At 64.6% G+C, this 21952-nt stretch carries 21 protein-coding genes and 1 tRNA gene; 8 read left to right on the top strand and 14 right to left on the bottom strand.

Annotated features, from left to right (window positions below):
• Nucleotides 1-173 precede the first annotated feature (173 nt).
• Genes C3E77_RS00095 through C3E77_RS00105 form a run of 3 tightly spaced genes read left to right on the top strand, consistent with a single transcriptional unit; the run spans nt 174 to nt 1890 of the window.
• Nucleotides 174-809, top strand: coding sequence for a hypothetical protein (locus C3E77_RS00095; protein WP_108389791.1), 636 nt, complete (start codon nt 174-176; stop codon nt 807-809).
• Nucleotides 806-1219: a phage holin family protein gene (locus tag C3E77_RS00100; protein ID WP_108389792.1), complete on the top strand. Its 414-nt coding sequence runs from the start codon at nt 806-808 to the stop codon at nt 1217-1219. Before C3E77_RS00095 ends, C3E77_RS00100 begins: the two co-directional genes overlap by 4 nt.
• A complete protein-coding gene (locus C3E77_RS00105) occupies nt 1216-1890 on the top strand; it encodes a DUF3618 domain-containing protein (protein ID WP_108389793.1) in 675 nt (224 codons plus the stop codon). Before C3E77_RS00100 ends, C3E77_RS00105 begins: the two co-directional genes overlap by 4 nt.
• A gap of 120 nt (nt 1891-2010) precedes the next feature.
• Here the strand turns inward: C3E77_RS00105 and pknB are convergent, their stop codons facing one another.
• The 7 genes from pknB to C3E77_RS00140 are packed head-to-tail and all read right to left on the bottom strand — an operon-like array spanning nt 2011 to nt 10930.
• Nucleotides 2011-3717, bottom strand: coding sequence for a Stk1 family PASTA domain-containing Ser/Thr kinase (gene pknB, locus C3E77_RS00110; RefSeq protein ID WP_108389794.1), 1707 nt, complete (start codon nt 3715-3717; stop codon nt 2011-2013).
• A 59-nt stretch (nt 3718-3776) separates the two neighbouring features.
• Complete coding sequence (locus C3E77_RS00115; protein WP_108389795.1) at nt 3777-5507, bottom strand: protein kinase domain-containing protein; 1731 nt, start codon at nt 5505-5507, stop codon at nt 3777-3779.
• Entirely contained in the window at nt 5504-6958 is a 1455-nt protein-coding gene (locus C3E77_RS00120) for a peptidoglycan D,D-transpeptidase FtsI family protein (RefSeq protein WP_108389796.1), read from the bottom strand. The genes C3E77_RS00115 and C3E77_RS00120 overlap by 4 nt, the downstream gene beginning before the upstream one ends.
• Nucleotides 6955-8376, bottom strand: a complete 1422-nt coding sequence (locus tag C3E77_RS00125; RefSeq protein WP_108389797.1) for an FtsW/RodA/SpoVE family cell cycle protein — start codon at nt 8374-8376, stop codon at nt 6955-6957. The genes C3E77_RS00120 and C3E77_RS00125 overlap by 4 nt, the downstream gene beginning before the upstream one ends.
• Nucleotides 8376-9635 (bottom strand): Stp1/IreP family PP2C-type Ser/Thr phosphatase, encoded by a 1260-nt coding sequence (locus C3E77_RS00130; protein ID WP_108389798.1) that lies wholly within the window; start codon nt 9633-9635, stop codon nt 8376-8378. Before C3E77_RS00130 ends, C3E77_RS00125 begins: the two co-directional genes overlap by 1 nt.
• Before the next feature lie 3 nt (nt 9636-9638).
• The gene (locus C3E77_RS00135; protein ID WP_108389799.1) at nt 9639-10187 is read right to left on the bottom strand and encodes an FHA domain-containing protein FhaB/FipA; all 549 of its coding nucleotides are present in this window, start codon (nt 10185-10187) and stop codon (nt 9639-9641) included.
• Nucleotides 10184-10930 carry an FHA domain-containing protein gene (locus C3E77_RS00140; RefSeq protein WP_108389800.1) on the bottom strand — a complete coding sequence of 249 codons (747 nt, stop codon included), beginning with the start codon at nt 10928-10930 and terminating at the stop codon, nt 10184-10186. The genes C3E77_RS00135 and C3E77_RS00140 overlap by 4 nt, the downstream gene beginning before the upstream one ends.
• Nucleotides 10931-11135: 205 nt before the next feature.
• On the opposite strand from C3E77_RS00140, the gene C3E77_RS00145 reads away from it, so the two are divergent.
• Nucleotides 11136-11219: transfer RNA gene (locus C3E77_RS00145), tRNA-Leu, on the top strand.
• Between the two features lie 281 nt (nt 11220-11500).
• On the top strand, nt 11501-12511 hold the full coding sequence (locus C3E77_RS00150; protein WP_108389801.1) for a hypothetical protein: 1011 nt from the start codon (nt 11501-11503) through the stop codon (nt 12509-12511).
• 223 nt (nt 12512-12734) lie between these two features.
• On the opposite strand, the gene C3E77_RS00155 is transcribed toward C3E77_RS00150, so the two are convergent.
• The 4 genes from C3E77_RS00155 to C3E77_RS00170 all read right to left on the bottom strand — a co-directional run bounded on the left by C3E77_RS00155 (nt 12735) and on the right by C3E77_RS00170 (nt 16005).
• Nucleotides 12735-13580, bottom strand: coding sequence for an ABC transporter permease (locus C3E77_RS00155; RefSeq protein ID WP_108389802.1), 846 nt, complete (start codon nt 13578-13580; stop codon nt 12735-12737).
• Nucleotides 13577-14563 carry an efflux ABC transporter ATPase subunit, DrrA-related gene (locus tag C3E77_RS00160; RefSeq protein ID WP_108389803.1) on the bottom strand — a complete coding sequence of 329 codons (987 nt, stop codon included), beginning with the start codon at nt 14561-14563 and terminating at the stop codon, nt 13577-13579. Before C3E77_RS00160 ends, C3E77_RS00155 begins: the two co-directional genes overlap by 4 nt.
• Before the next feature lie 29 nt (nt 14564-14592).
• A complete protein-coding gene (locus tag C3E77_RS00165; RefSeq protein ID WP_108389804.1) occupies nt 14593-15438 on the bottom strand; it encodes a DUF4097 family beta strand repeat-containing protein in 846 nt (281 codons plus the stop codon).
• A gap of 78 nt (nt 15439-15516) precedes the next feature.
• A complete protein-coding gene (locus C3E77_RS00170; RefSeq protein ID WP_108389805.1) occupies nt 15517-16005 on the bottom strand; it encodes a toxin-antitoxin system HicB family antitoxin in 489 nt (162 codons plus the stop codon).
• Between the two features lie 117 nt (nt 16006-16122).
• On the opposite strand from C3E77_RS00170, the gene C3E77_RS00175 reads away from it, so the two are divergent.
• Both C3E77_RS00175 and C3E77_RS00180 read left to right on the top strand, forming a co-directional pair.
• A complete protein-coding gene (locus C3E77_RS00175; RefSeq protein ID WP_108389806.1) occupies nt 16123-16698 on the top strand; it encodes a TetR/AcrR family transcriptional regulator in 576 nt (191 codons plus the stop codon).
• An 81-nt stretch (nt 16699-16779) separates the two neighbouring features.
• Nucleotides 16780-17142: a hypothetical protein gene (locus tag C3E77_RS00180; RefSeq protein WP_108389807.1), complete on the top strand. Its 363-nt coding sequence runs from the start codon at nt 16780-16782 to the stop codon at nt 17140-17142.
• A gap of 68 nt (nt 17143-17210) precedes the next feature.
• Here the strand turns inward: C3E77_RS00180 and C3E77_RS00185 are convergent, their stop codons facing one another.
• Genes C3E77_RS00185 through C3E77_RS15840 form a run of 3 tightly spaced genes read right to left on the bottom strand, consistent with a single transcriptional unit; the run spans nt 17211 to nt 19372 of the window.
• On the bottom strand, nt 17211-17504 hold the full coding sequence (locus tag C3E77_RS00185) for a metal-sensitive transcriptional regulator (protein WP_108389808.1): 294 nt from the start codon (nt 17502-17504) through the stop codon (nt 17211-17213).
• A 7-nt stretch (nt 17505-17511) separates the two neighbouring features.
• Complete coding sequence (locus C3E77_RS00190; protein WP_108389809.1) at nt 17512-19191, bottom strand: FAD-dependent oxidoreductase; 1680 nt, start codon at nt 19189-19191, stop codon at nt 17512-17514.
• A 16-nt stretch (nt 19192-19207) separates the two neighbouring features.
• A complete protein-coding gene (locus C3E77_RS15840) occupies nt 19208-19372 on the bottom strand; it encodes a DUF8730 family Cys-rich protein (protein WP_522731625.1) in 165 nt (54 codons plus the stop codon).
• A gap of 266 nt (nt 19373-19638) precedes the next feature.
• Between C3E77_RS15840 and C3E77_RS00195 the strand changes: the two genes are divergently transcribed.
• Entirely contained in the window at nt 19639-21945 is a 2307-nt protein-coding gene (locus C3E77_RS00195) for a beta-N-acetylhexosaminidase (RefSeq protein WP_108389810.1), read from the top strand.
• The last annotated feature ends 7 nt before the right edge of the window (nt 21946-21952 follow it).

Raw genomic sequence — 21952 nt, forward strand, 5'->3', positions numbered from 1 at the left:
GTTTTCCGCGGTATTTGGTCGCGTGATACTCCCCTGCCCGCGGGGTGTCAACCCCGGCCCTTAAGCTTGCCGTTCGCCGCCGCTGCCGTCAGGATTCTTGTCACACGACTCGAGACCCTCACGCCGCTTTTCACTCTGAACCGCGGCTCGGTCTCCTCCTAGGAGGAAGAATCATGACACAAACCTCAACCGGTACAGACGACGCATCCACCACCGACCGGGTCCGCGAGGCCGGAGGCCACGTGGCTTCAACTGCCGCTGACGGGGCTTCGAATGTGAAGCAGGAGGTCGGTACGCAGGCAAAGAACCTCGTTGGTGAAGTCCGCTCGCAGCTGACGACGCAGGTCTCCACCCAGCAGGAGCGCGCCGCAGGCGGTATTCGGACGATGAGCGAGCAGCTCCGTTCGATGGCAGACTCCTCCGAGACCAGCGGAGTTGCAACGAGCCTCGTCTCACAGGCAGCCTCGCGCGCCGAAGGCGTCGCCGGATGGCTGGAGAGCCGTGACCCCGCCGGCCTGCTCGATGACGTCAAGAGCTTCGCTCGCCGTCGTCCAGGCGTATTCATCGCTGCCGCAGCTGGCGCGGGAATCGTCGTTGGTCGTCTCGCCAAGTCGCTTGCCGCCGGAAACGACGACTCGACCTCGACTTCGAGCTCAGCGACCACGGTAACGCCGCAGGCATCCACGCAGACGTTTGACGCTGCACCGCCCGCGACCGACCTGGGCTACGTGGCACCGCCCGCGTACAGCGACACTCCCACGTACGCCGACACGGCGACCGAGTACGGCGATTCCGGTGACGTCCGATGACCGATCCATACGTACCGGATCCGAACGGAAAGACTGAATCCCTCGGCCAGCTGCTTGGCGAGGTGTCGAAAGACATCTCGACTCTCTTCCGCCAGGAAGTGGAACTCGCGAAGGCAGAACTCTCCGATTCAGCCAAGAAGGCCGGAAAGGGTGCTGGAATGTTCGGCGGCGCAGGCGTCGCTGGATTCCTCGCCCTGATGTTCCTGTCCATTGCGCTGTGGTGGGGCCTTGGCTACCTGATGGGCAACGTCTGGTCGGCTCTGATTGTTGCGGTCATCTGGGGAATCGTTGCTGCGATTCTCGCGATGCGCGGCAAGAAGGAAGTCGAAGAGATCCAGGGTGCGCCCAAGACCGCAGAAACACTGAAAAAAGTGCCAGATGCATTCAAGACAAGTGAGGACCAGAGATGACCAACGATCCCGAAGCAATCCGTCAGGACATTGAGGAAACACGCCGTGAGCTCGGCAACGACGTCGACGCGCTGGCCGACAAGGTAAGCCCGTCGAGCATTGCCCAGCGCCAGACCGAAAAGGTCAAGGGCTTTGGCCGCCGAGTCAGGGACAACGTCATGGGTGTCGCAGACAGTGCGGGCTCGCACCTGAGCGACGCAGCCTCACACGTCGGTGGCGCTGCATCCAACGCGGGCAGCATGCCATCCGCAGCCGTGAACAAGGCCAAGGGTAACCCTCTTGCCGTCGGCGTCATCGCCTTCGGTGCCGGCCTGCTCGCCGCGTCGCTGATCCCGGCGTCGAACGCTGAGAAGCAGCTTGCCCAGACCGCCAAGGACAAGGCCGCCCCCCTCGTTGACGACCTCAAGGAGACCGCTAAGGGTGTCGCCGAGGACCTCAAGGAACCGGCAATGGATGCTGCCCAGTCCGTCAAGGGCGTGGCCACCGAGGCTGTTTCGAACGTCAAGGGCGACGCACAGTCGCAGACCGAGGACATCCGCGGCGGGTCTGACGACTCGTCATCCGATGCACAGTCGGACACGGCGACGTACTCCGCCGAGGGTTACGTTTCGGCCGACGGCGGCGGAATGCCCACGACGACTGACTACTCGCGCGACGACACGCTGCGATAGAACCGTCTGACACAGAAGCGGTGGCTGGGACTCAGGTCCCGGCCACCGCTTTCATTTGCCATGACATCCGCTCGCGTGGCCGTCTGGTGACGGTAACCCGGACGGACGACGGCGGGAGAGCTAACCGGTAGTGGTACCTGTGCAGTAGGTCAGCTGGATTGTCGACTGCTGAGCGACATCGCCGGGTGCCAGTGACTGGTTCGTGACCGGATTGCCGGGCTCCGCGGGACAGGTGGGGTCTGGCACCGGCTCAACGGTGAGACCAACCGTCGGATCCTCCATGAGGTCGGTCGCAACACTGAGGCTCTGTCCCCGAACGTCCTGAATGGTTACGAGACCGCTTGAAACGATGAGGTTCACCGTCGAGCCAGGGGCAACTTGCGATCCAGAGGCGGGGTCGGTGCCGATGACCGTTCCCTCCGACAAGTCCGGCGAGTTTTCGCGGCTGATGGCGCCCGTGGTCAGGCCGGCAGCGACCAGGTCCGCCTGGGCCTGTTCGGTCGTCTTGTTGGCGACTTCGGGCACGCCGACCGTTGGCGCACCGGTCGAGACCACAACCCGGACGACGGTCTTCGGGGGAACCCGGCTGTCAGTCCCCGGGTCCGTTCGGATGACGGTTCCCGCTTCGACCTCGGAGTTCAACTCGTTGACGACGCTCGCGACGAGGTCGAGTTCTTGCAGTGTGTCGACCGCGCTTTGCTCGCTGACGCCGACGAGATCCGGAACCGTGCGGGATGCCGCGGGCGGCGGTTCCACCTGACTCAACGTCATCACCCAGATCATGACGGCGGCGAGGACAACGACGATGGACGCGATTCCAGCCCAGATCCACACCACGGGTGGGCGGCGCTGGGTGCGGGTCACTGAATCGTCACTCGTCAGTTGGCGGAGAGCCTGTTCTGTACTGGACGCCACGTTCGGCGCCTGGCCGAAGAGAGCCGTTGCCACGTCCTCGTTGTCTCGCTGGGTGGGGATCTTGCCCCGGCCGGCGAGCTCGACGGCATCACGGAATTCCGCGGCGGTCTGGTAACGCTCGAAACGATCCTTCTTGAGCGCCCGCATGACGACGTAATCGAGAGCCGGTGAAACCTTGGGGTTCACGCTCGATGGCTTTACCGGGGTTTCGCTCACGTGCTGGTATGCGACGGCCACCGCGGTGTCCCCACGGAACGGGGCGCGGCCGGTGAGCATTTCGAAGAGAACGACGCCGGTTGAGTACAGGTCGGTGCGGGCGTCGACGGTTTCGCCCTTTGCCTGCTCCGGTGAGAAGTATGAGGCGGTGCCGAGGATGGCCGTTGTCTGCGCGACGGTAGAGGACGAGTCGCTGACGGCACGGGCGATCCCGAAGTCCATCACCTTGACCTTGCCCTCTGGGGTGATCATGATGTTGCCAGGTTTGATGTCGCGGTGCACCACGCCCGCCCGGTGCGAGTACTCGAGAGCGGTGAGGATGCCTTCGGCGATCGCTACCGCTCGCGCGGAGTCGAGTGGGCCGTCGGCGATGACGGTTTTGAGTGTTTCGCCCTGGACGTACTCCATGACGATGAAGGGCTCGCGGGTGATGCGGCCATCGTGCCTGACGGTCTCTTCACCGGCGTCAAACACCCGGACAATCGTCGGGTGGGCCATGCGTGACGCGGCCTGTGCTTCCTGCCGGAATCGGGTCCTGAACGCGGGATCAGTGGCGAGGTCAGCCTTGAGTATTTTGATCGCGACGGTGCGGCCGAGCTTGGTGTCGGTGCCACGGTAGACGTTGGCCATTCCACCGCGTCCGATAAGGTCGCCGACGAGATAGCGCCCCGCGAGCAGGCGTTGTTCGTCAGCCACTCATGAACTCCTTCAGCAATCGCAAGTCAGTCGGGTACATCCTAGTCGCTGGCAGATGTTCAACCGACCGGAGTGTTCTCGACCTCTGTCGGGGCCTGAATGGGCGCTGTTGCCGTCGGGGACTGGCCGGTTTCCTGCTGCCCGCAGTGTGCGCTGTAGCTCACGCTGAACGTACCGGGCGCGGTGCCGACGGTCACTCGCGCGGTGTTCGACGAAACCTCGCCACCGGCGGCCTGGGACGTACCACCCTCCACCGTAATGCGGTATCCGAGAAGCGATGAACCAGCCGGGCACCGGGTGAAGGCGGCCCAGTTGACCGTGACTTCTGCTCCTGCCGTGAGCGCTGTGCAGCTTGTATCGACGCAGGCAGGGCCGGACAGCGTCGGCGTTGCGGTCGGCGTGGGAATCTCCGCCATCGGGCTGTACACGGTGACCTTGACGACGCGGCCCTTTTCGAGGTTGCCCTCCGGGTTGATCGCGTAGACGGTGCCGACGTCGTCCTGCGAGCTCGCGGCATTGCCGTCAACACGCTCGGATGCCAGTCCAAGCGACCTGAGCCTGGCTGCGGCTTCGTCGTAGGTCAAGCCGACGAAGTCCGCCTGGCTTACGGCGATGAGGCTTTGCGTGGGCTCCGGTGTTGGCTTTTCCTCGGTCGGTGCGGTGGTTTCGACCGGGGCGCTCGTGGTGGTCTCGACCGGCGGCGGGGTTTCGTCCTGGTTGACCAGTGCGATAACCGTTCCGGTCAGAATGATGGCGAGAATCGCGATCAGGGCAATCAGGGGCCAGGTCCAGCGGCTGCGCTTCTTCTTTTCAGAGGTGGGCACCTCGGCCGTGGTCGTCGGGACGTCTGTGCCCGCTGCCGCCGTGGTTCCGAGGAGCGCGGTTTCGGCATCAGAGCCGAGAAGCATCGTTGCCGCCGTCGGTGTCGAATCGCCCGCGATCGCGGGAACCGCGACGGTCGCAGCGGATACATTGCCCTGGCGGAGCGACTGGGCTGCACGTGCGACGTGCGCCGCGGATGCCGGTCGGTCAGCCGGGTTCTTCGCGATCATCGACAGCACGAAGTTGCGGACCGGTTCCGAAACGGTCACCGGCAGGGGTGGTGGAGTCTCGTTGATCTGCGCCATCGCGATCGCGACCTGCGATTCACCGGTGAACGGGCGTTTTCCGGCGAGGCACTCGTATGCGACGATGCCGAGCGAGTAGATGTCGGTTGTCGGCGACGCCGCGTGGCCAGACGCCTGTTCCGGCGACAGGTACTGGACGGTGCCCATCACCTGTCCGGTCGCGGTCAGCGGTACCTGGTCGGCAATGCGGGCGATGCCGAAGTCGGTGATCTTGACCCGGCCATCAGGCGTAATAAGAAGGTTGCCCGGTTTGATGTCACGGTGGACGAGACCGGCCGCGTGTGCGGCCTGGAGTGCCGCCGCGGTTTGCGCGACGATGTCGAGGACCTTGTCGGTCGACAGAACGTGTTCCCGCTCGAGCATTGTGGAGAGCGCTTCGCCCGGAACGAGTTCCATGACGAGGAACGCGCTGCCGTCTTCCTCGCCGTAGTCAAAGACGTTAGCGATTCCCTCGTGGTTCACGAGTGCTGCGTGACGCGCCTCCGTGCGGAAACGCTCGAGGAAGTTCGGATCCCCGAGGTATTCGTCCTTGAGGATCTTGATGGCGACGCTTCGGCCGATAACCAGGTCCGTGGCGTTCCACACTTCACCCATGCCACCGATGGCAATGCGGGATTCGAGCTCGTAGCGCCCCCCGAAGGTGACCCCAGCTGTGGGTCTCATTTGTTCAGCACCGCCTCTATGACTTTCTTGGCTATGGGAGCGGCCACGATGTTCCCGGAGCTGTGATGCCCCAGGTTGCCGTCGTTTTCGACCACGACCGCGACTGCTACTTCCGGGTTTTCCGCTGGCGCGAAGCCGGTGAACCAGAGTGAATATGGTTCGCCTGTGCCGTTCTGCGCTGTTCCAGTCTTCCCAGCCACATCGACCCCCTCTATTCTTGCACCGTTGGATTGCCCATCTGAGACAGCACTGATCATCATGTCGGTCAGCTGGACGCAACTCTCCTCATCGAGAGTCTCGCTCATGAGCTCAGGTTCGAAGCTTTGCAGAACTTCGAGGTTTCTCCCGGTAACCCGGTCGATCAGGTTCGGCGCCATGAGGTCGCCGTCGTTGCCGATGGCCGCGGATGTCATCGCCATCTGCAGCGGGGTTGCACGGACCTCGTACTGCCCAAAACCTGTCAGGCCAGTCTGGGCATCATCGAGGTCGGACGGGTACGAACTCTTACCAGAGGGGAACGGCAGGAGGATTTCAGAGTTGAAACCAAACTTCTCCGCCTGCTCGCGAATCGCGTCGTCGCCGAGTTCAATGGCGAGTTCGGCCATCGGGACATTGCAACTCTGACGGAGGGCTTCCTTGAGGGTCACAGTCTCGCCAGGTCCACACGCGGCACGTGTCCAGTTGAAGACCTCTGACGTGCTGCCGGGCAGCTGGAAGCTCACCGGGTTGGGGAATTCGCTCTCGGGGGTGTACTTCCCGCTCTCGAGCGCGGCCGCCGCGACAATCACCTTGAACGAGGAGCCGGGAGGATTCATGTCTCCGCTCGTTGCACGGTTGGTGAGTGGCTTGAGCGGGTCATCCTCCAGCGCAGCGTATGCGTCGACAACGGCCTTCGAGTCGTGGCTGGCAAGGACGTTCGGGTCGTACGTGGGGGAGGAGACCATGGCGAGGATCCGCCCGGTTGCCGGTTCGATCGCGACAACGCCGCCCTGCCGGTCGCCGAGGGCGTCGAACGCGGCCTGCTGGACGACGGGATCGATGGTCACTTCAACGGCGGCACCCTTGGGGGCCTGACCGGCCACGATCCGATTGATGGTGTCGAGGAACTGGGTATTCGACGTTCCCGAGAGGTAGTCATTCATGTACTGCTCGATGCCGGCTGACCCCTGGGTTGGGTTGTAGTAGCCGGTCACCGGCGCGTAAAGCTCGCCCTGCGGGTACTCACGCTGGAAGGCGTACTGATCGCCGGTCGGCACCGACTGTGCGATGACGGTTCCCCCGGCGAGGATCGGCCCGCGTTCGGTGTCGTAGCTGTCGTACAGGGCGCGCGTGTTCCTCGGGTCAAGGCGGAGGGCATCCGCCTGCACCACCTGGATGAAGGTGGTTGAGACAAAGAGTGCGGCGAACATCGCGAGCACCACGAAGCTCACTCGTTTGAGTTCTCGATTCATGTTGACACCTCCGATGCCGGTCCGGTCCGAACGCTGTCGCTCACCCTGAGCAGCAGGGCGACGATGATCCAGTTCGCGACGAGAGACGATCCGCCCGCCGCGAGGAAGGGTGTGGTGAGGCCGGTGAGCGGGATGACGCGGGTGACGCCGCCGACCATGATGAACACCTGAAGGGCCACGGTGAAGGCGAGGCCGATGGCGAGCAGCTTGCCGAAGTCGTCCTGGCCTGCGAACCCGATCCGGATGCCGCGAGACACGAACAGGAGATACAGGCCCAGGATCGCGAACAGTCCGGCGAGGCCGAGTTCCTCACCGAGGCTCGCGATGATGTAGTCGCTCTGCGACAGCGGCGTGAGTTGTGGCCGGCCCTGGCCGAGTCCCGTACCGATGAGACCGCCTTGAGCGAGACCGAAGATGCCCTGCACCAGCTGGTAGCTGCCCCCGTTGGCGTCGTAGACCTGCGGGCTGAAGGCATCCAGCCAGTTCTGGAATCGGCCCTGAACGTAGGTCAGCGTCCGCGACGCGAAGAACGCTCCTCCGCCAAACAGGCCGATGCCGATGAGAATCCAGCTCAGGCGGCCCGTGGAGATGTAGAGCATCACGGTGAACAGACCGAAGTACAGGAGCGCGGTTCCCATGTCGTGCTGGAACACGATGATGAGCATCGACAGAGCCCACACGACAAGAATCGGCCCGAGGTCGCGGAGGCGGGGGAAGCGGATGCCCAGGATCTTCTTGCCGACCATGGAGAGACTGTCGCGGGTGCGCACCAGATAGCCGGCGAAGAATATGGCGAGGGCGATCTTCGCGATTTCGCCGGGCTGGAAGCTGCCGAAGCCGCCGAGACTGATCCACACCCGCGCACCGCTGACCTCGCGGCCCAGACCGGGAACCAGGGGCAGGAGCAGAAGAACGAAGGCGAGTGCCCCGAACAGGTAGGTGTAACGGAACAGCACGCGGTAATTGCGGATGACCAGGGTCACGACAATGGCGGCGATGATCGCGACGGCCGACCAGGTGATCTGCCTCGTCGACGCGGCCTCCCAGCCCGCGAGATTCTTCGCGAGGTCGATCCGGTAGATCATCGCGATACCGAGGCCGTTGAGCACGGTGACAATCGGCAGGAGTAGCGGGTCGGCCTTGGGTGCCACGTAGCGGAGGCAGATGTGCAGGCCGATGACGAGCACCGAGAGTCCCGCACCGAGGTAGAGAAGCTCGAGGTCGATGACACCGATTGCGCCGAGCTGCACGAGCAGGATGGCGACGGAGTTGATGACGCACGCGAAGAGCAGAAGAGCGAGCTCGCGGTTACGGAGTTTCTGGGGCAGGTGGAGCTTGCGCATGGTGCGCAGCACACTGGTGTCCGGGCGCAGCGCCGAATCGGCGCCAGGCTTCGTCAGATTCGAGGTGTTGGCCATCAGCCACCGTCCTCATCTTTGGAGGTCGTCGTCCGCAGTCGCGACACGATCTCTTCCGCTTCCTCCAGTGACGCGGCGCTGAGGGTCTGCTCCACTTGCTGCCGGTCATACGTCGAGAGAAGGGACAGCGGGATGCCGGTGTCCTTGTGCTCGTGCGAAAGGCTGAACGGGCCGATGTCCTGCTGGATCCCCTGGTAGATGACCACCGTGTTGTCGTCGGCTCCAACGAAGTAGCGCGACTGGGTCCACGCGTAGCCGAGGAGGGCGGCGAGCACGATGGCGAGTCCGAGAGCGATGGTCCCGACGAGCCAGGTGAGGCGACGTCGCCGTGCCCGGCGGGCATCCTCCTCGATGAGCTCGTCGAGGTAATCCTCGGATGCTGGTTCGAAGTGGCTCGATGCGAGCGGGTTGGCGCGTGCCGCGTGAAGCCGAAGCGAGGGAAGCAGGCCGGTTCGTTTCGGCGCTTCGTTCTGGAAGGCGAGGGGGCGGGAGGCAGACCCGACGATGACCGGGGTCTGGGCGTTCGCGGATCGTTCGACACCGACGTCGTAGATGACCACCGTGACGTTGTCGGGTGCCCCGCCGTCGAGAGCCTTGCGGACCAGCTGTTCGCCGACCTGTCGCGCGGGCAGCTCCTGGGCGAGGGTGGCTTCGATTGCGTCCTTGTCCACGACGCCGGAGAGACCATCGGAACACAGCATCCAGCGGTCGCCGGGGTGGGTGCCCATGATCATCGTGTCGATCTCGGGGTTGGAGTCGACGTCGCCGAGCACCCGCATGAGCACGGAGCGGCGCGGATGCACCATGGCTTCTTCCTCGGTGATGCGCCCGGAGTCAACGAGGCGCTGCACGAAGGTGTGGTCTGTGGTGATCTGGCTCAGTTCGCCATCGCGGAGGAGGTAGATGCGGGAGTCGCCGATGTGGGCAATCGCGATTTCGTCACCGACAGCGACGATGGCATCCACCGTTGTGCCCATTCCGGCGAGTTCCGGATGCTCGAACACGGCGTCGGCAAGCTCGTTGTTCGCCGAAATGATCGCCGATTGCAGTGCCGCTTCGGCGTCCTGCGCGCTGGTGTAATCGGCATCCGCTTCGATGATGCGTTGAAGGGCGATCGCGGATGCGACGTCACCGCCCGCGTGGCCGCCCATTCCGTCGGCGACGACAAACAGGTGCTTACCGGCGTAGCCGGAGTCCTGGTTGTTCGACCTGATCTTCCCGACGTGGGAGATGGCCGCGGAGTCGCCCGCTTTCGTCATCGTCTACCGCCGCAGTTCGAAACTGGTCGCGCCGACCTTGATCGGGGTGCCGAGAGTGATCTGCGTCGGTGCACTGATGCGCTTGCCGCCGAGGAATGTGCCGTTGGTTGAATCCAGGTCCTGGATCATCCAGTCTTCATTCCAGAGCAGGAGTTTGGCGTGGTGGGTTGAGGTGTAGTCATCGCGGATCACGAGCCCGGAGTCCGGCGCACGACCGATGGTGAGCGGATCGCGGCCAAGGGAGACTTCGAGTCCCTCCTTGGGGCCGGCGGTGATCACGAGTCGGCTGACGTTGTGGATCGTCGCCTTCTCGTTCTTGCGAGGCTGGGGAGGCAGCGAGGGTGGTGCCGTCGCAGCCCGTGGCGGAACGACCGGAGCGCGAGGCGCGGAGTTCTGTACCGGAGCGGGGGATGCGCCTGCTGCTGCCGCGGGGGTCTTGCGCGGCGTCTGGCCGAAGAGATCGGAGCGCAGCGCGTAGACGATGGCAAAGACGAAGAGCCACAGCAGCACAAGGAAGCCGATCCGAAGGACCAGCAGAGTGAGTTCACTCACCGCGCAGGCCCCCAAAATCCGTCGCCGGCGTCGTAAGCCCGCGTTGAATCTTCGGGTTCCATCGCTGAATTTCGGGTCGTTGCCTGTGCCAACACTCGGAACACAATACGCGTTCGACCGATCTGTACGACCGAGTCGGGCTCGAGCACGGCCTGGCTGAAGGCCTGGCCGTTGAGGGTCGAGCCGTTCGTCGAGCCAAGGTCACGGGCCTGTGCGCGCTCGCCGTCCCAGAGGATTTCGACGTGCTTGCGGCTCGTCCCCGCGTCATCGATCGTGATGTCGGCATCGCTTCCGCGCCCAATGATTGTGCGGCTTTTCTCGATCGGGTAACGCTTGCCACCGATATCGAGGACCGGTGTCCACGACACCTGGCCTTTGACGTTGACCGAGTCGACCTGGAGCATCCCGTCGCTGAGTGATGAATCAGCCGTCAAACGGATGCTGACGCCACCGGCAAATTGATAGCCCTGGTTTTTCGCGTGCTTCTGGACGAGGCTCGTGAGTTCGTCGATGAGAGCGGGCCCGATTCCGGTCATCCGCTCGTAGTCGGACGGTGACATGCTCACGACGAACTGGTTGGGCGCGAGGATGCGCTCACGGCTTACGACGGCCGCCTTGGTGTCGAGTTCGCGCTTGAGAGCGGACGTGATCTCGACCGGCTGAAGCCCCGAACGGAAGGTCTTGGCGAACGCACCGTTTACGGCACGTTCGAGACCTTTCTCGAAGTTGTCCAGAATGCCCACAGGTCTCCCGATCGCGTCAAATAGCTATGCACATGTTAGTGGTCGGGGCTGAGAGTGGCACCGGAACGGGTGTCACGGCGGCATCCGCTGGCACATGCGCGTCGATTACAGTACCGTTTGCTCGCCGTGCGCGAGGCCTCGAATGGAGTTCGTGCGCGTGCCATGCTAATCTCGCTGAGTTGACATGCGTGCATGTCGCAACACTGCGCGAGTGGCGGAATTGGCAGACGCGCTGGCTTCAGGTGCCAGTGCTCGAAAGGGCGTGGGGGTTCAAGTCCCCCCTCGCGCACAGTGAGTTTGATCGGCAAAAGGCCACCGGATCCCGGTGGCCTTTTTCGTTTCTGCCGGGGGTTTCCGGGAGTGTCGTTGCTCGGACAGAAATGGCTGGAGTGACCGCTGCTCGGTCGGAAACGGCTGGGATTTCTCGAGAAGTGCGACCCTTTGTGTCGTCGCAGGGCACGGCTCGCCCGCCCGCCCGCTCCCACACTGTGGCGTTTCGCTAGTCTTCAGTCCAAGAGCGACGGCGCTGGTGCTACCGCGGCGCGAGCTCCTCATCAAGGGAGTGGGCCAATGAACCGTCGAGGAACGCGCGCTGCACTGACGATGGTCGTCGCATCCGCCGGCCTGCTCCTTGCCCTGTGCACCCCCGTAGGCGTCGGCCTGCTCGTGGCGCTCAACCTGGACGACGCACCCGACGGGGTGCATTGGCTGGCGATATTTGGGGCCGCAACGCTCGGCCTCGCCCCGGTTCTCGCCGGCACCGTTGTCGCGAGCTGGAACGTGGATCCCCGAACGGCTCGTGGCCGGACCTGGTTTGTGCGGTTCGTACTCGGGGTCGCTGTGGTGGAAGTGGCAAGCGCTGCAGCCGTTGTCGTTGTCGCCGCAGCGGGCGCCCTGCCGGTGTGGGTTGCTGCCCTCGCGATCCTGAGTTCCGTCCTCTTTGCGGGTCTGGGTATCTGGCTCGGCGAGACGATCCGTCGTCGGATCGCTCAGACTGAACCCGAAGAACTGACGCAGGGGGACCTCGCTCCCGCCAGCCTTCGTCGCAAGTGGCGCCGAATCCTGCTCTCCTTCATCGTTGCCCTCGCGGTGAGTCTTGTCGGCGTTCTGCTTCTTGACGACTTGTCAGGCGACTCGACCCTGCTGGGTGTCGTCGCGCTCGCGGTGGCCATCGCGGCCATTGTCTCAAGCGGCGTGTGCCTTGGCATTTACCTGCCGCTGGTTCGGCGCGTGCCTCCCCTCTTCTCGAATGACGTGGAGCGGCAGAAGAAGATCGTCGGCGTGGTGTGGAAGGGTCAGAGTATTGAGCTCGACCCCGCCGAGACCGAGGTGGCCATCAGATACGCCGGCATGGTCGTGAGCTTCCTGCCGTTTCAGGCGGCCCAGAGCGTGCTCCTGTTTATCGGCCTAAGCGCGCTGCGTGTTGCCTCTCTTGCATCCGGGAACACTGGATTTCTCGGCTTCGACGTGATTTTTCTCGGGGCCATCGCCATCGTGCTGCTTGCGTCGGTCCCGTTCTGGGTCATCCGCTTCCGCCGGGTGCGCGGTTACCTCGACGACCGGTCCGCTCTGGAGCGGTGAGTGTGCCGACCCGCGCGTTGCGCCCCAGGGTGCCCTCGTTGCTCGGCCAGAGATGGTCGGAGGCACCGTTGCTCGGCCAGAAACGGCGGGAGTTTCTCGAGAAGTTTGACCCTTTTTGGCGTCGCAGGCAATGCCGCTGCGCTGTGAGGGCACCCCGAGCCACTCGCACAGCAGGGGGCGGCCGCGACGTGATCGCGACCACCCCCTGCGGCGACCGACCGGGTCAGCGCACCGACTTGCGCTCGTAGATCGTCATCGACCAGACGTACCCGACGACCGCGATGACGACGCACCACCCGATCGCCAGTGCTGGGTTCCAGCCGAGCGGAGTACCGAGCAGCAGACCCCGCACCGTCTCAATGAACGGCGTGAACGGCTGGTACTCGGCAAACCACTGCAGCCCGGCCGGCATTGACTCGGTCGGAACGAAGCCGCTTCCGAGCATCGGCAGGATGGTCAGGATGAGTGGCAGATTGCTCGCCGTCTCGACCGACTTGGCCTGCATCCCCATCGCCACTCCGAGCCAGCAGAGTGAATAGGAGATGAGGACGATCAGGCCTGCGACGGCCAGCCATTCGACGGGTCCCGCCGTCGGCCGGAACCCGATCAGCACAGCGACCCCGAGCACGAGCGCAACGGCAATCATGGCCTGGATGGTGTTGCCGAGCACGTGCCCGGCGAGCACAGCCGACCGGGAGATCGCCATGGTGCGGAATCGTGCCGTGATTCCCTCAATCATGTCCATCGAGACGGTGATGGCGGCTCCCGTCGTTGCTCCGCTGATCGTGATCAGCAGGATGCCAGGCACGACGTAGGCGGTGTATGCCTCGCGAGCGGCAGCGGGGTCGGCACCGGGCAGGCCGGCTCCGAGAGTGCCGCCGAACACGAACACCACGAGCAGCAGTGCAATGACCGGCCCGAGGATCGTGAATAGAGACAGGCCCGGGTAGCGAACCATGTGCAGCAGGTTGCGCCGCAGCATCGTCACCGAATCGGCGATGATGTGCGATTGGCGGCGGATGCCAGTGGCGGGGCCCGTGGCCGGGCGCTGTGCGGTGACTGTGGTCATGAGACCGTTCCTTTCGACGTGGCCCGGCTGGCTTGTTCCCTCTTCCCGGTCAGGGCGAAGAACACGTCATCGAGGTCAGGGGTGGTGATACTGAGGTCGTCAACGTCGACGTGAGCCGCATCGAGGCGGTCCAGGATGGTTCGCAAGGTTCGTATGCCGCCCGTACTCGGCACACTCAGAGCCAGGGCTGCGTCGTCGCGTTCCGCTCCCGCGAATATGCCGGAAGCGGCATCCAGTGCTTCGACATCCGCGAATCGAAGCTGGACGTGCCCGCCGGGGACGAGGCGCTTGAGTTCCTCGGGGGTTCCATCGGCGACGATCCGGCCGCCGTCGAGTACGGCGACCCGGTGTGCCAGCTCGTCGGCCTCATCGAGGTACTGGGTGGTGAGCAGTACCGTCGTGCCCTCGGTTACCAGCCCTCTGACGATGTCCCACATGGTGTGGCGGCTGCGGGGATCGAGGCCGGTCGTTGGTTCGTCGAGGAAGATCACGCTCGGCGTTGAGACCAGGGTCATGGCGAGGTCAAGCCGCCGCCGCATCCCTCCCGAGTAGGTGGCGAGAGGCTTGCGCGCCGCCTCGACCAGATCGAACTGCTCGAGCAGCTCGGCCACCCGGGCTTTTGAGCGTGTTGGGCCAAGGTGGCGCAGGCGGGCCATCAGCAGGAGGTTCTCCTCGCCGGTGAGCAACCCGTCGACCGCGGAGAACTGCCCGGTCAGGCCGATCGAGGCACGGACGCCGTCCTGCTGGCGAACGATGTCGAATCCGTTGACGGATGCCGAGCCTCCGTCTGGCCTGATGAGAGTCGACAGGATGTGTACTGCCGTTGTCTTGCCAGCCCCGTTTGGGCCGAGCAGTGCGGTGACGGTCCCCGCCTGAACGGAGAGGCTGACGTCGTCGAGGACGACTTTGTCGCCGTAGGACTTTCGGAGTCCGGTGACATGGATAGCTGGCGTGTTCCCTGCGGTGTTCCTTGCGTTCTTCATTGGGATGTTCCCTTCGAATCAGCCCGGCTTCATCGGGCGCGTTGGATGGTGATGTTGCCGAACTGGGTCCGCGCGCGCACCGCGACGGTTTGTTCGGATGTGTCTGGTGCGGCGTCACTGTCGAGATCGCTGCGCACGCGTCCGTCCCTTGACGACGCATCAAGCCAGGCGGGGATGCCGTCACGGACGCCGATGGAGATCTGGCCGAATCCGCTCTCGACCTGGATCGAGCCACTGGAGACCTCGCGCAGTTCGATAGCGCCGTACGCGGTCTTCGCGGTCACCGACCCCAGGGCCCTCTCGATCTCGAGGTCACCGTACGAGAGCTTCGCCTCGAGTTCACCGCCGGATTCAGCGACCCTGATATTGCCGTGGGACGATTTGAGCAACGCGTCGCCGGTCACGGTGCGGACGCGGATCTGGCCGTGATCTGCGGTGATTTCGGCGCCGCCGTCGACGGTTCCCACCGTCGTATTGCCGTGTCCGGCGCGCAGCCACAGGTCACCCGTCTGCTCCAGGTCGACGGCGCCCGTCGATGCTTTGACCCGGGTGGCGCCGAGGCGGCCCCGTGAGTTCAGGTTGCCGACCGAGATGTCGGCGGTGAGCCGTGAGCCCGCCGGCAGCTCGACGATCAGGTCGATGGACTCGGTCGGCCCGATGAAGCTGAGCCTGGGCTTCGGTCCGGTCACCGTCAGGCGTTGCCCGTCGAAGTCGATCTTCGTCTCCTCGGCGCCCCGGCGGTCAACGGCTTTGGCGGGGTTCGTCGGGGACGCCGTCACGACGGTGTCTTCGCGGTCGCTTGCGACGACGGTGATTTCGCCGACCGGCAGCTTGATGGCGAGGTCTATGGTGTGTGGTGTGGCGAATCTGGGCATGCGTGCGCCTCCCTTTCTCTGGGCGTGCTTGTCGGGCCCCGTGGTGTCACGGGGATCAAATGTGGTGAGCCGGGCCGGTTACCGCGCCCAGCCGGCGAAGTTGTCGCCGGTGCGCAGCGTTCGCTGTGCGTTTCGTCGTTGTTTGGGGGCAAGGGCGGCGGCAACCGCGCGGACCAGCCAGGTATTGACCGACAGACCGTCGGCCGCTGCCGCCTCGTCTACCCGAGCCTTGAGAGCGTCCGGCAGGCGAAGAGTGGTGCGGGAGGTGCTTGTGTCATCGAGATCGACCGCCGCGAGTACGCGATCGTCGGTCTCGGGCTCCGGTGTTGGTTGCGTGACGACGAACTCGACGTCGCGCCCGCGCAGGCGCAGATCAACCGATCCGGGGGCGAGATCGCGGGTGATCTCGCCGACGGCGGCAGAGAGTGCCTCGAGGAGCACGAGCCGCGTCGCTGAGTCCAGGCCAGCGGCAAGCCGCTCGGCCACGGCGCGGGTGTCTTCCGCACCGTTCGCGGCGGCATCCACCAGCTGGCGTTGGAGGTCAGTGACGTAGGGCCCAAGTTCCATGGCGTCAGTCTGACACCACGATGGTGTCACGTCAAGGGAAAAATGGTGTCACGGCGAGAATTGGCTGGGGCAATGCGATCCGGGACCCCACACCGCTCGCACGTGGATAATGTCCCCATGCCCAAGATCACCGCCCCGACCGTTGTGGAACACCGTATCCATCAGCGTCGTGCTCTCCTCGATGCCGCCGAGGCGATCATCGGTGACGAGGGTATCGCGGGCGTCACTCCGCGTTCGGTCGGAGAGCGGGCGGGGCTGTCTCGCTCCAGCTTCTACGAGTACTTCCCCTCGAGAGACGATCTCCTCGCCGCGATCGCCGTCCAGGCGTTCGATGAGTGGGTCGCTGAGCTCGAGACCGCCACCGCGGCGGTGCCAGCCGGTGCCGACCGCCTTCATGCCTACGTCGAGGCCACAATGCGGATGACGGCAGACGGCAAGCACTCCCTCGCGACGGGGCTTCGCGACGCCGATCTCTCACCGAAGAGCCGCGACGCCATCATGGCGATGCACGACATACTGCTTGCGCCGCTCCGTACCCTGCTCGAGGAGATGCAGATTCCGGATGCCGCGACGACAGCCATGCTCGTTCAGGGCATGATCAACTCCGGCGTTCAGCTGGTCGGCCACGGTGTTCCGGCTCAGGAGGTCACCACCGCCATCAACACGATGCTCGATTCCGGTATTCGCGCCTGACGACGGCCTCCGCCACAGTTCGACCGACGCCCGCGCTCGCCGGATTCGTCTTATCGACACAGTGTCGATAACATCGGGACCATGGAGATTCTGAAGAACGTCATACTCGCATTCCACATCATCGGCGTAGCCAGCCTGCTCGGCGGTGTTCTGGTGCAGATCTCTCAGATCAAGCTCGGCAAGACGCGCATCATCCCGGCCATCATGCACGGCGCCTGGCTGCTGCTCGTTACCGGTGTTCTCCTGGTCGGACTCCAGTACCCGCTCGGACACGAGGTCAACAACCTCAAGATCACCGTCAAACTCGTTGTGCTCATCGCCATCTTCGTGATCGCCTTCATGAACAAAAAGCGCGACGTGCTTGCCAGCTGGGTCATCCCCGCACTCGGCGGCCTGGCCGTCGCCAACATCCTTATCGCGACGGTCTGGAAGCAATACAACTAAGACCGCTCACCAACGAAGCGCCGGCCGGATCAACACCCGGTCGGCGCTTCGTGCATTCGGGATGGAGGTCAGGCGAGCGTCAGGAAGAGCTTCTCCAGCTCGTCGACCGTCATCGGGTCGCTCTTCTCACCCGTGCCACTGACGCAATCCTTCATCGCTGATGACACGATGGTGAAGCCTGCACGGTCGAGAGCCTTTGAGACTGCGGCGAGCTGGATGACGACGTCACGGCACTCGGACCCGGACTCGACGGCAGCGATGACCGATGACAGCTGTCCCTGCGCGCGCTTGAGCCGGTTCAGCACCTTTTTCTGGCTGTCAGCGGCAGTTTCGGCGGGAACGGGTGCGGTGGGTGTCGACATGGTGTCCTTACGCGAATGGGGTAGCGGGAGGTGTGCGGTGTGCGCCGGTCTTTGGCGACGTGGATGCCGTTCCGGCCAGCCAGGTGCGGTAGCCGCCATCGAGGTTACGTACGTCGTGGCCGAGCTGACTGAGGAGCCGCGATGCGGTGTGCCCGCGCTGCCCGACCTGGCAGTGGACGATGATCGGAGCATCCGGCAGTTCAGCAGCGCGTTCACGGATCTCGTCGAGGGGCAGGTTGATCGCCCCGGGGATGCCGCCCCGGTCGAATTCGCCCGCGGAGCGAACGTCGATCAGGGTCGCTCCGGCCGAAACCGCGTCATCCAGTTCGTGCCACTGGACACTGCGGGTGGCCCCCGTTGCGAGGTTGTCGGCGACGTAGCCCGCCATGTTGACGGCATCCTTCGCCGAGCCGAACTGGGGCGCGTACGCGAGTTCCAGCCGCGACAGCTGGGACGCTGTCAGGCCGCCGGCCATCGCCGTGGCGATGACGTCGATTCGCTTGTCGACGCCGGACCCACCGACGATCTGGGCGCCGAGGATGGCATCCGTTTCAGCGTCGACGAGGAGCTTCATCGACATTTGTTCGGCGCCGGGATAGTAGCCAGCGTGCGATGACGGATGCGTGTGGATGACGCGGTGCGGCCGGCCTGCGGCGAGCAGTCGGGTCTCGCTCCAGCCGATCATCGCGATGGTGAGGCCGAAGAGTCCGACGATCGATGCGCCGAACGCGGGAACGCTCGGTTCGGCGACGCCCGCGATGGCATCTGCGGCGGTCCTGCCGTGGCGGTTGGCGAGGCCTGCCATCGTCACGAGCGTTGCGCCATGGTCGATGCCATCAGTTTTCTCGACGGCGTCGCCGACCGCGTAGATCGAGGGGTCGCTCGTGCGCTGGAATTCATCGACGACGATGCCGCCGCTGGCCCCGATGGCAATGCCGGCGTCGCGAGCGAGGGATGAGTCGGGTCGCACGCCCCGCGCGTCGATGATGAGGTCGGCGGCGACGGCGGTTCCGTCGTCGAGGTGCACCATGCCGGCGCGGATATCGGTGACCGTGGTGTGAACGCGCAGGTCGACACCGTGGTCGCGGAGGGCGTCGATGACTGGGGCGGCCATCTCAGGATCGAGGGGGGACAGCGGACGGGGTCCGCGCTGGACGAGGGTCACGGCGAGTCCTCTGGCGACGAGGTTCTCGACGGCTTCGAGCCCGATGAATCCGGCGCCCATGATGACAGCGCGCGCGCTGTCGCCGGCCTCATCGAGAACCGTGGTGATGGCATCCACATCATCGATGGTTCGCAGTGTGTGGACCGGGATGTCGTTTCCGGGGAGAGTGCCGGTCACCGTTGCGCCCGCAGCGAGGATCAGTACGTCGTACGGCTCCGTATGGGTGACACCGTCGCGGACGCCTGTGACCTCAACGGTTCTGGATTCGCGATCGATCCGCGTGACTTCCTGGAGTACCCGTGCGTCGAGGCGAAAACGCGCGGCGAGTGAGGCGGGAGTCTGGAGGAGGAGGCTCTCGCGATCCTCGATGATCCCACCGACGTAGTACGGCAGCCCGCAGTTGGCGAACGAGACGTAAGGCCCGCGCTCAAACACGACGATCTCCGCGCTCTCATCGAGACGGCGCAGGCGGGTTGCAGCGGACATCCCGCCCGCGACACCTCCGACGATGACAATCTTCATAACGGTCCCGCTCCGCTTAGCGGCCGAAAAGGCGTGCGAAGAACCCGCCTGAGCTCGGCGTGTTCTCGTGACCCTGGCATCGGTCAGCGCGTGGCACGCCAACCATGACCGCATCGACGTGCTGACCGCAGCCCGCCCATGTCGTCTTTCCGCAGGTCTTGCAGGTCACAGCTCGGCACATCGTTTGGATTCTCCCTCGGTATTCGGGCACCCGGCGGGGTACCTGAACCCAACGTAAGATACCCCAGGGGGTATACCAAATCCGTGTTTGAACTCTGATTACTTTGACAGGGAACGGCTGGACTGATCGCGGCCTGAGTCGCTGATGAGGGCTCGAGGAGCCCGTTTCGAGCAGTTCGGTGAAGCGTATTTTGTCGGATGGTTGACGGAAAATTTCGGCCCTAATAGCTTGGCCACAATCCGCCCACTCAATGAGGAGTTCCCCGCATGCGCAGAAGATCTCGATACATCGGTGCCGCCGTCAGCGCTGCCGCACTCGTCCTGGGTGTGGTGCCTCTCGGGGCTGCCGCAGCGGCTCCCGACACGCTGGTGGGTGCCGGGCTGGAGTCTGATCTGCCGCTCATCCCGCAGCCTGTGTCCGTCGAGCGCACGGAAGGTACCTTCACGCTCGACGAGGGGGTGCGGATCGAAGCGATCGGAGACGCGGTCCCGGCGGCAGAGTACCTGGCAGAGATCCTGCGTCCATCGACGGGGTTCGAGGTGCCGGTGGTTGCCGATGCTGAGGGATCGATGATTTCGATTGAGGTGGCACCGGGCAACGCGCCCGCGGGCCACGAGGCGGAGGGCTACCAGCTTGACGTCACGGCAGACGGTGTCGGGATTGCTGCCGACACCGCGGAGGGTGCCCTCAACGGCGTCCAGACTCTCCGCCAGTTGTTGCCGGGGTGGGTCGAGTCCGACACCACTCTGCGCACCTCCTGGACGGTTCCCTTCGTCTCGATCGAGGACTACCCGCGTTTCGGCTACCGGGGCCTGATGGTGGACACAGCGCGGAGTTTCTATTCTGTCGATGACGTCAAACGTCTCATCGACAGTGCGGCGCCACTGAAGATCAATAGGCTTCACATCCATCTCACCGACGACCAGGGCTGGCGAATCGCGATGGACACGCCCGCGGATAACCCCTCAGGGATCGATTACGGCCTCCTCACCGAGGTGAGTGGCGCCACGGCGATGACGTACAACCGCGACGGCCAGCTCATGGGCACCGAGCTCGGGCACACGGGGTTCTACACCAAGGCCGACTACATTCAGATCGTCGAGTATGCCGGCCGCAACGGCATGGTCGTGGTTCCGGAGATCGACATGCCGAGCCACACGAACGCAGCCCTTCACGCCATTCCGCAACTCAACTCGGCTGGTTCCAACCCGAAACCCGCCCCGGGAGAGCTCACCGTGCCCGCTCAGGGCACGGGCGACGTCGGCATCTCGACCTTCGACGCCGACAACCCGCACACCTACACCTTCATCACGGAGGTACTGGTGCAGCTCGCCGAGCTCACGCCGGGGCAATACCTGCACATCGGTGGGGACGAGGCGCACGTGACGAGCCGCGAGGATTACGCGGCCATGGTCGACTTCGCGACGGCGGAGGTCGCGAAACTCGGCAAGACCGTCGTCGGCTGGAACGAGTATGCCGATACCGCCCTCCCCGAGAACGACGCCGTCGTGCAGTTGTGGATGGGCGACGGAGCCTCTACCCGTGAGGCGGTGGACACGCGCGGTGCGCAAGTGATCATGTCGCCGGCGGAAAAGGCCTACATGCCGCAGAAGCAGGACGCCCGTCAGCCGGTTGGCGGAACCTGGGCCTGCCCGGGGCCATGCACCATCGAGAACGCCTACGACTGGAATCCAGCGACCTACGTCGCCGGGATCGGTGAGGAGGATGTCCTCGGCGTCGAGGCCGCCTTCTGGGGCGAGTTCATTCGCGGTGTCGACCAGGCGCAGTTCTATACGTTCCCGAGGCTGCTCGCGACGGCCGAGGCCGGCTGGACTCCGGAGGCTGAGAAGGACGAGGCGAGCTTCCTCGACCGGGTCGCCGCTCATGGGCCACGGATGACAGTGCAGGGAATCAACTTCTTCCCGACCGCAACGGTGGACTGGGCAGTGTCGGCGGCGCAGACGGACTCGGCGTCAACGTTCGCCACTCAGGCGGTGGATGTGATCGAAGGAGAACTCGGTCAACCCGTGCAGATCGGCTGGAACGTGGCCGCCCCTGACACCACGAGCGCCGATGTAGCCGCGTTACTGCGCTGGGATGACGGGCAGGCCACCGAGGTCGTGTTGACCTCGACCGGAGTGACGGACATTGCAGCCATGACGATCAACCCGCTCTACACCGGCACCACGTCACGTTCGTTCGCCGAGGCGGGCACATACACCGGAACACTTGAGGTGTCGGTGGGTGGAGCGCTTGCGGCATCCGAACCGGTCACCGTGACCGTTGCCGCGGCGCCCGGTGTTCCAGCCGAGCCCGGTGTTCCTGCCGAGGCCGGTGTCCCGAGCGAGCCGGGCGTTCCGGTTGAGCCTGGGGTCGGCGAAGGTTTGGGCGACGCGTCCGGAAGCGGAGAAGTCTCCGGGGGTCGAGCGTCGGGAACATCCGATTCGCTTGGCCGCACGGGCGGCGGTGAGATCTGGCCAAGCCTCGCACTCGGAGTCGGTGCGCTTGCCATCGGCGCACTCGGATTGGTTCTGGTACAAACCGGGCGACGTCGCCGGGGCGCAGCAGACTAGTCGCGCC

Source organism: Mycetocola zhujimingii (genome assembly GCF_003065425.1).
Lineage (GTDB): Bacteria > Actinomycetota > Actinomycetes > Actinomycetales > Microbacteriaceae > Mycetocola_A > Mycetocola_A zhujimingii.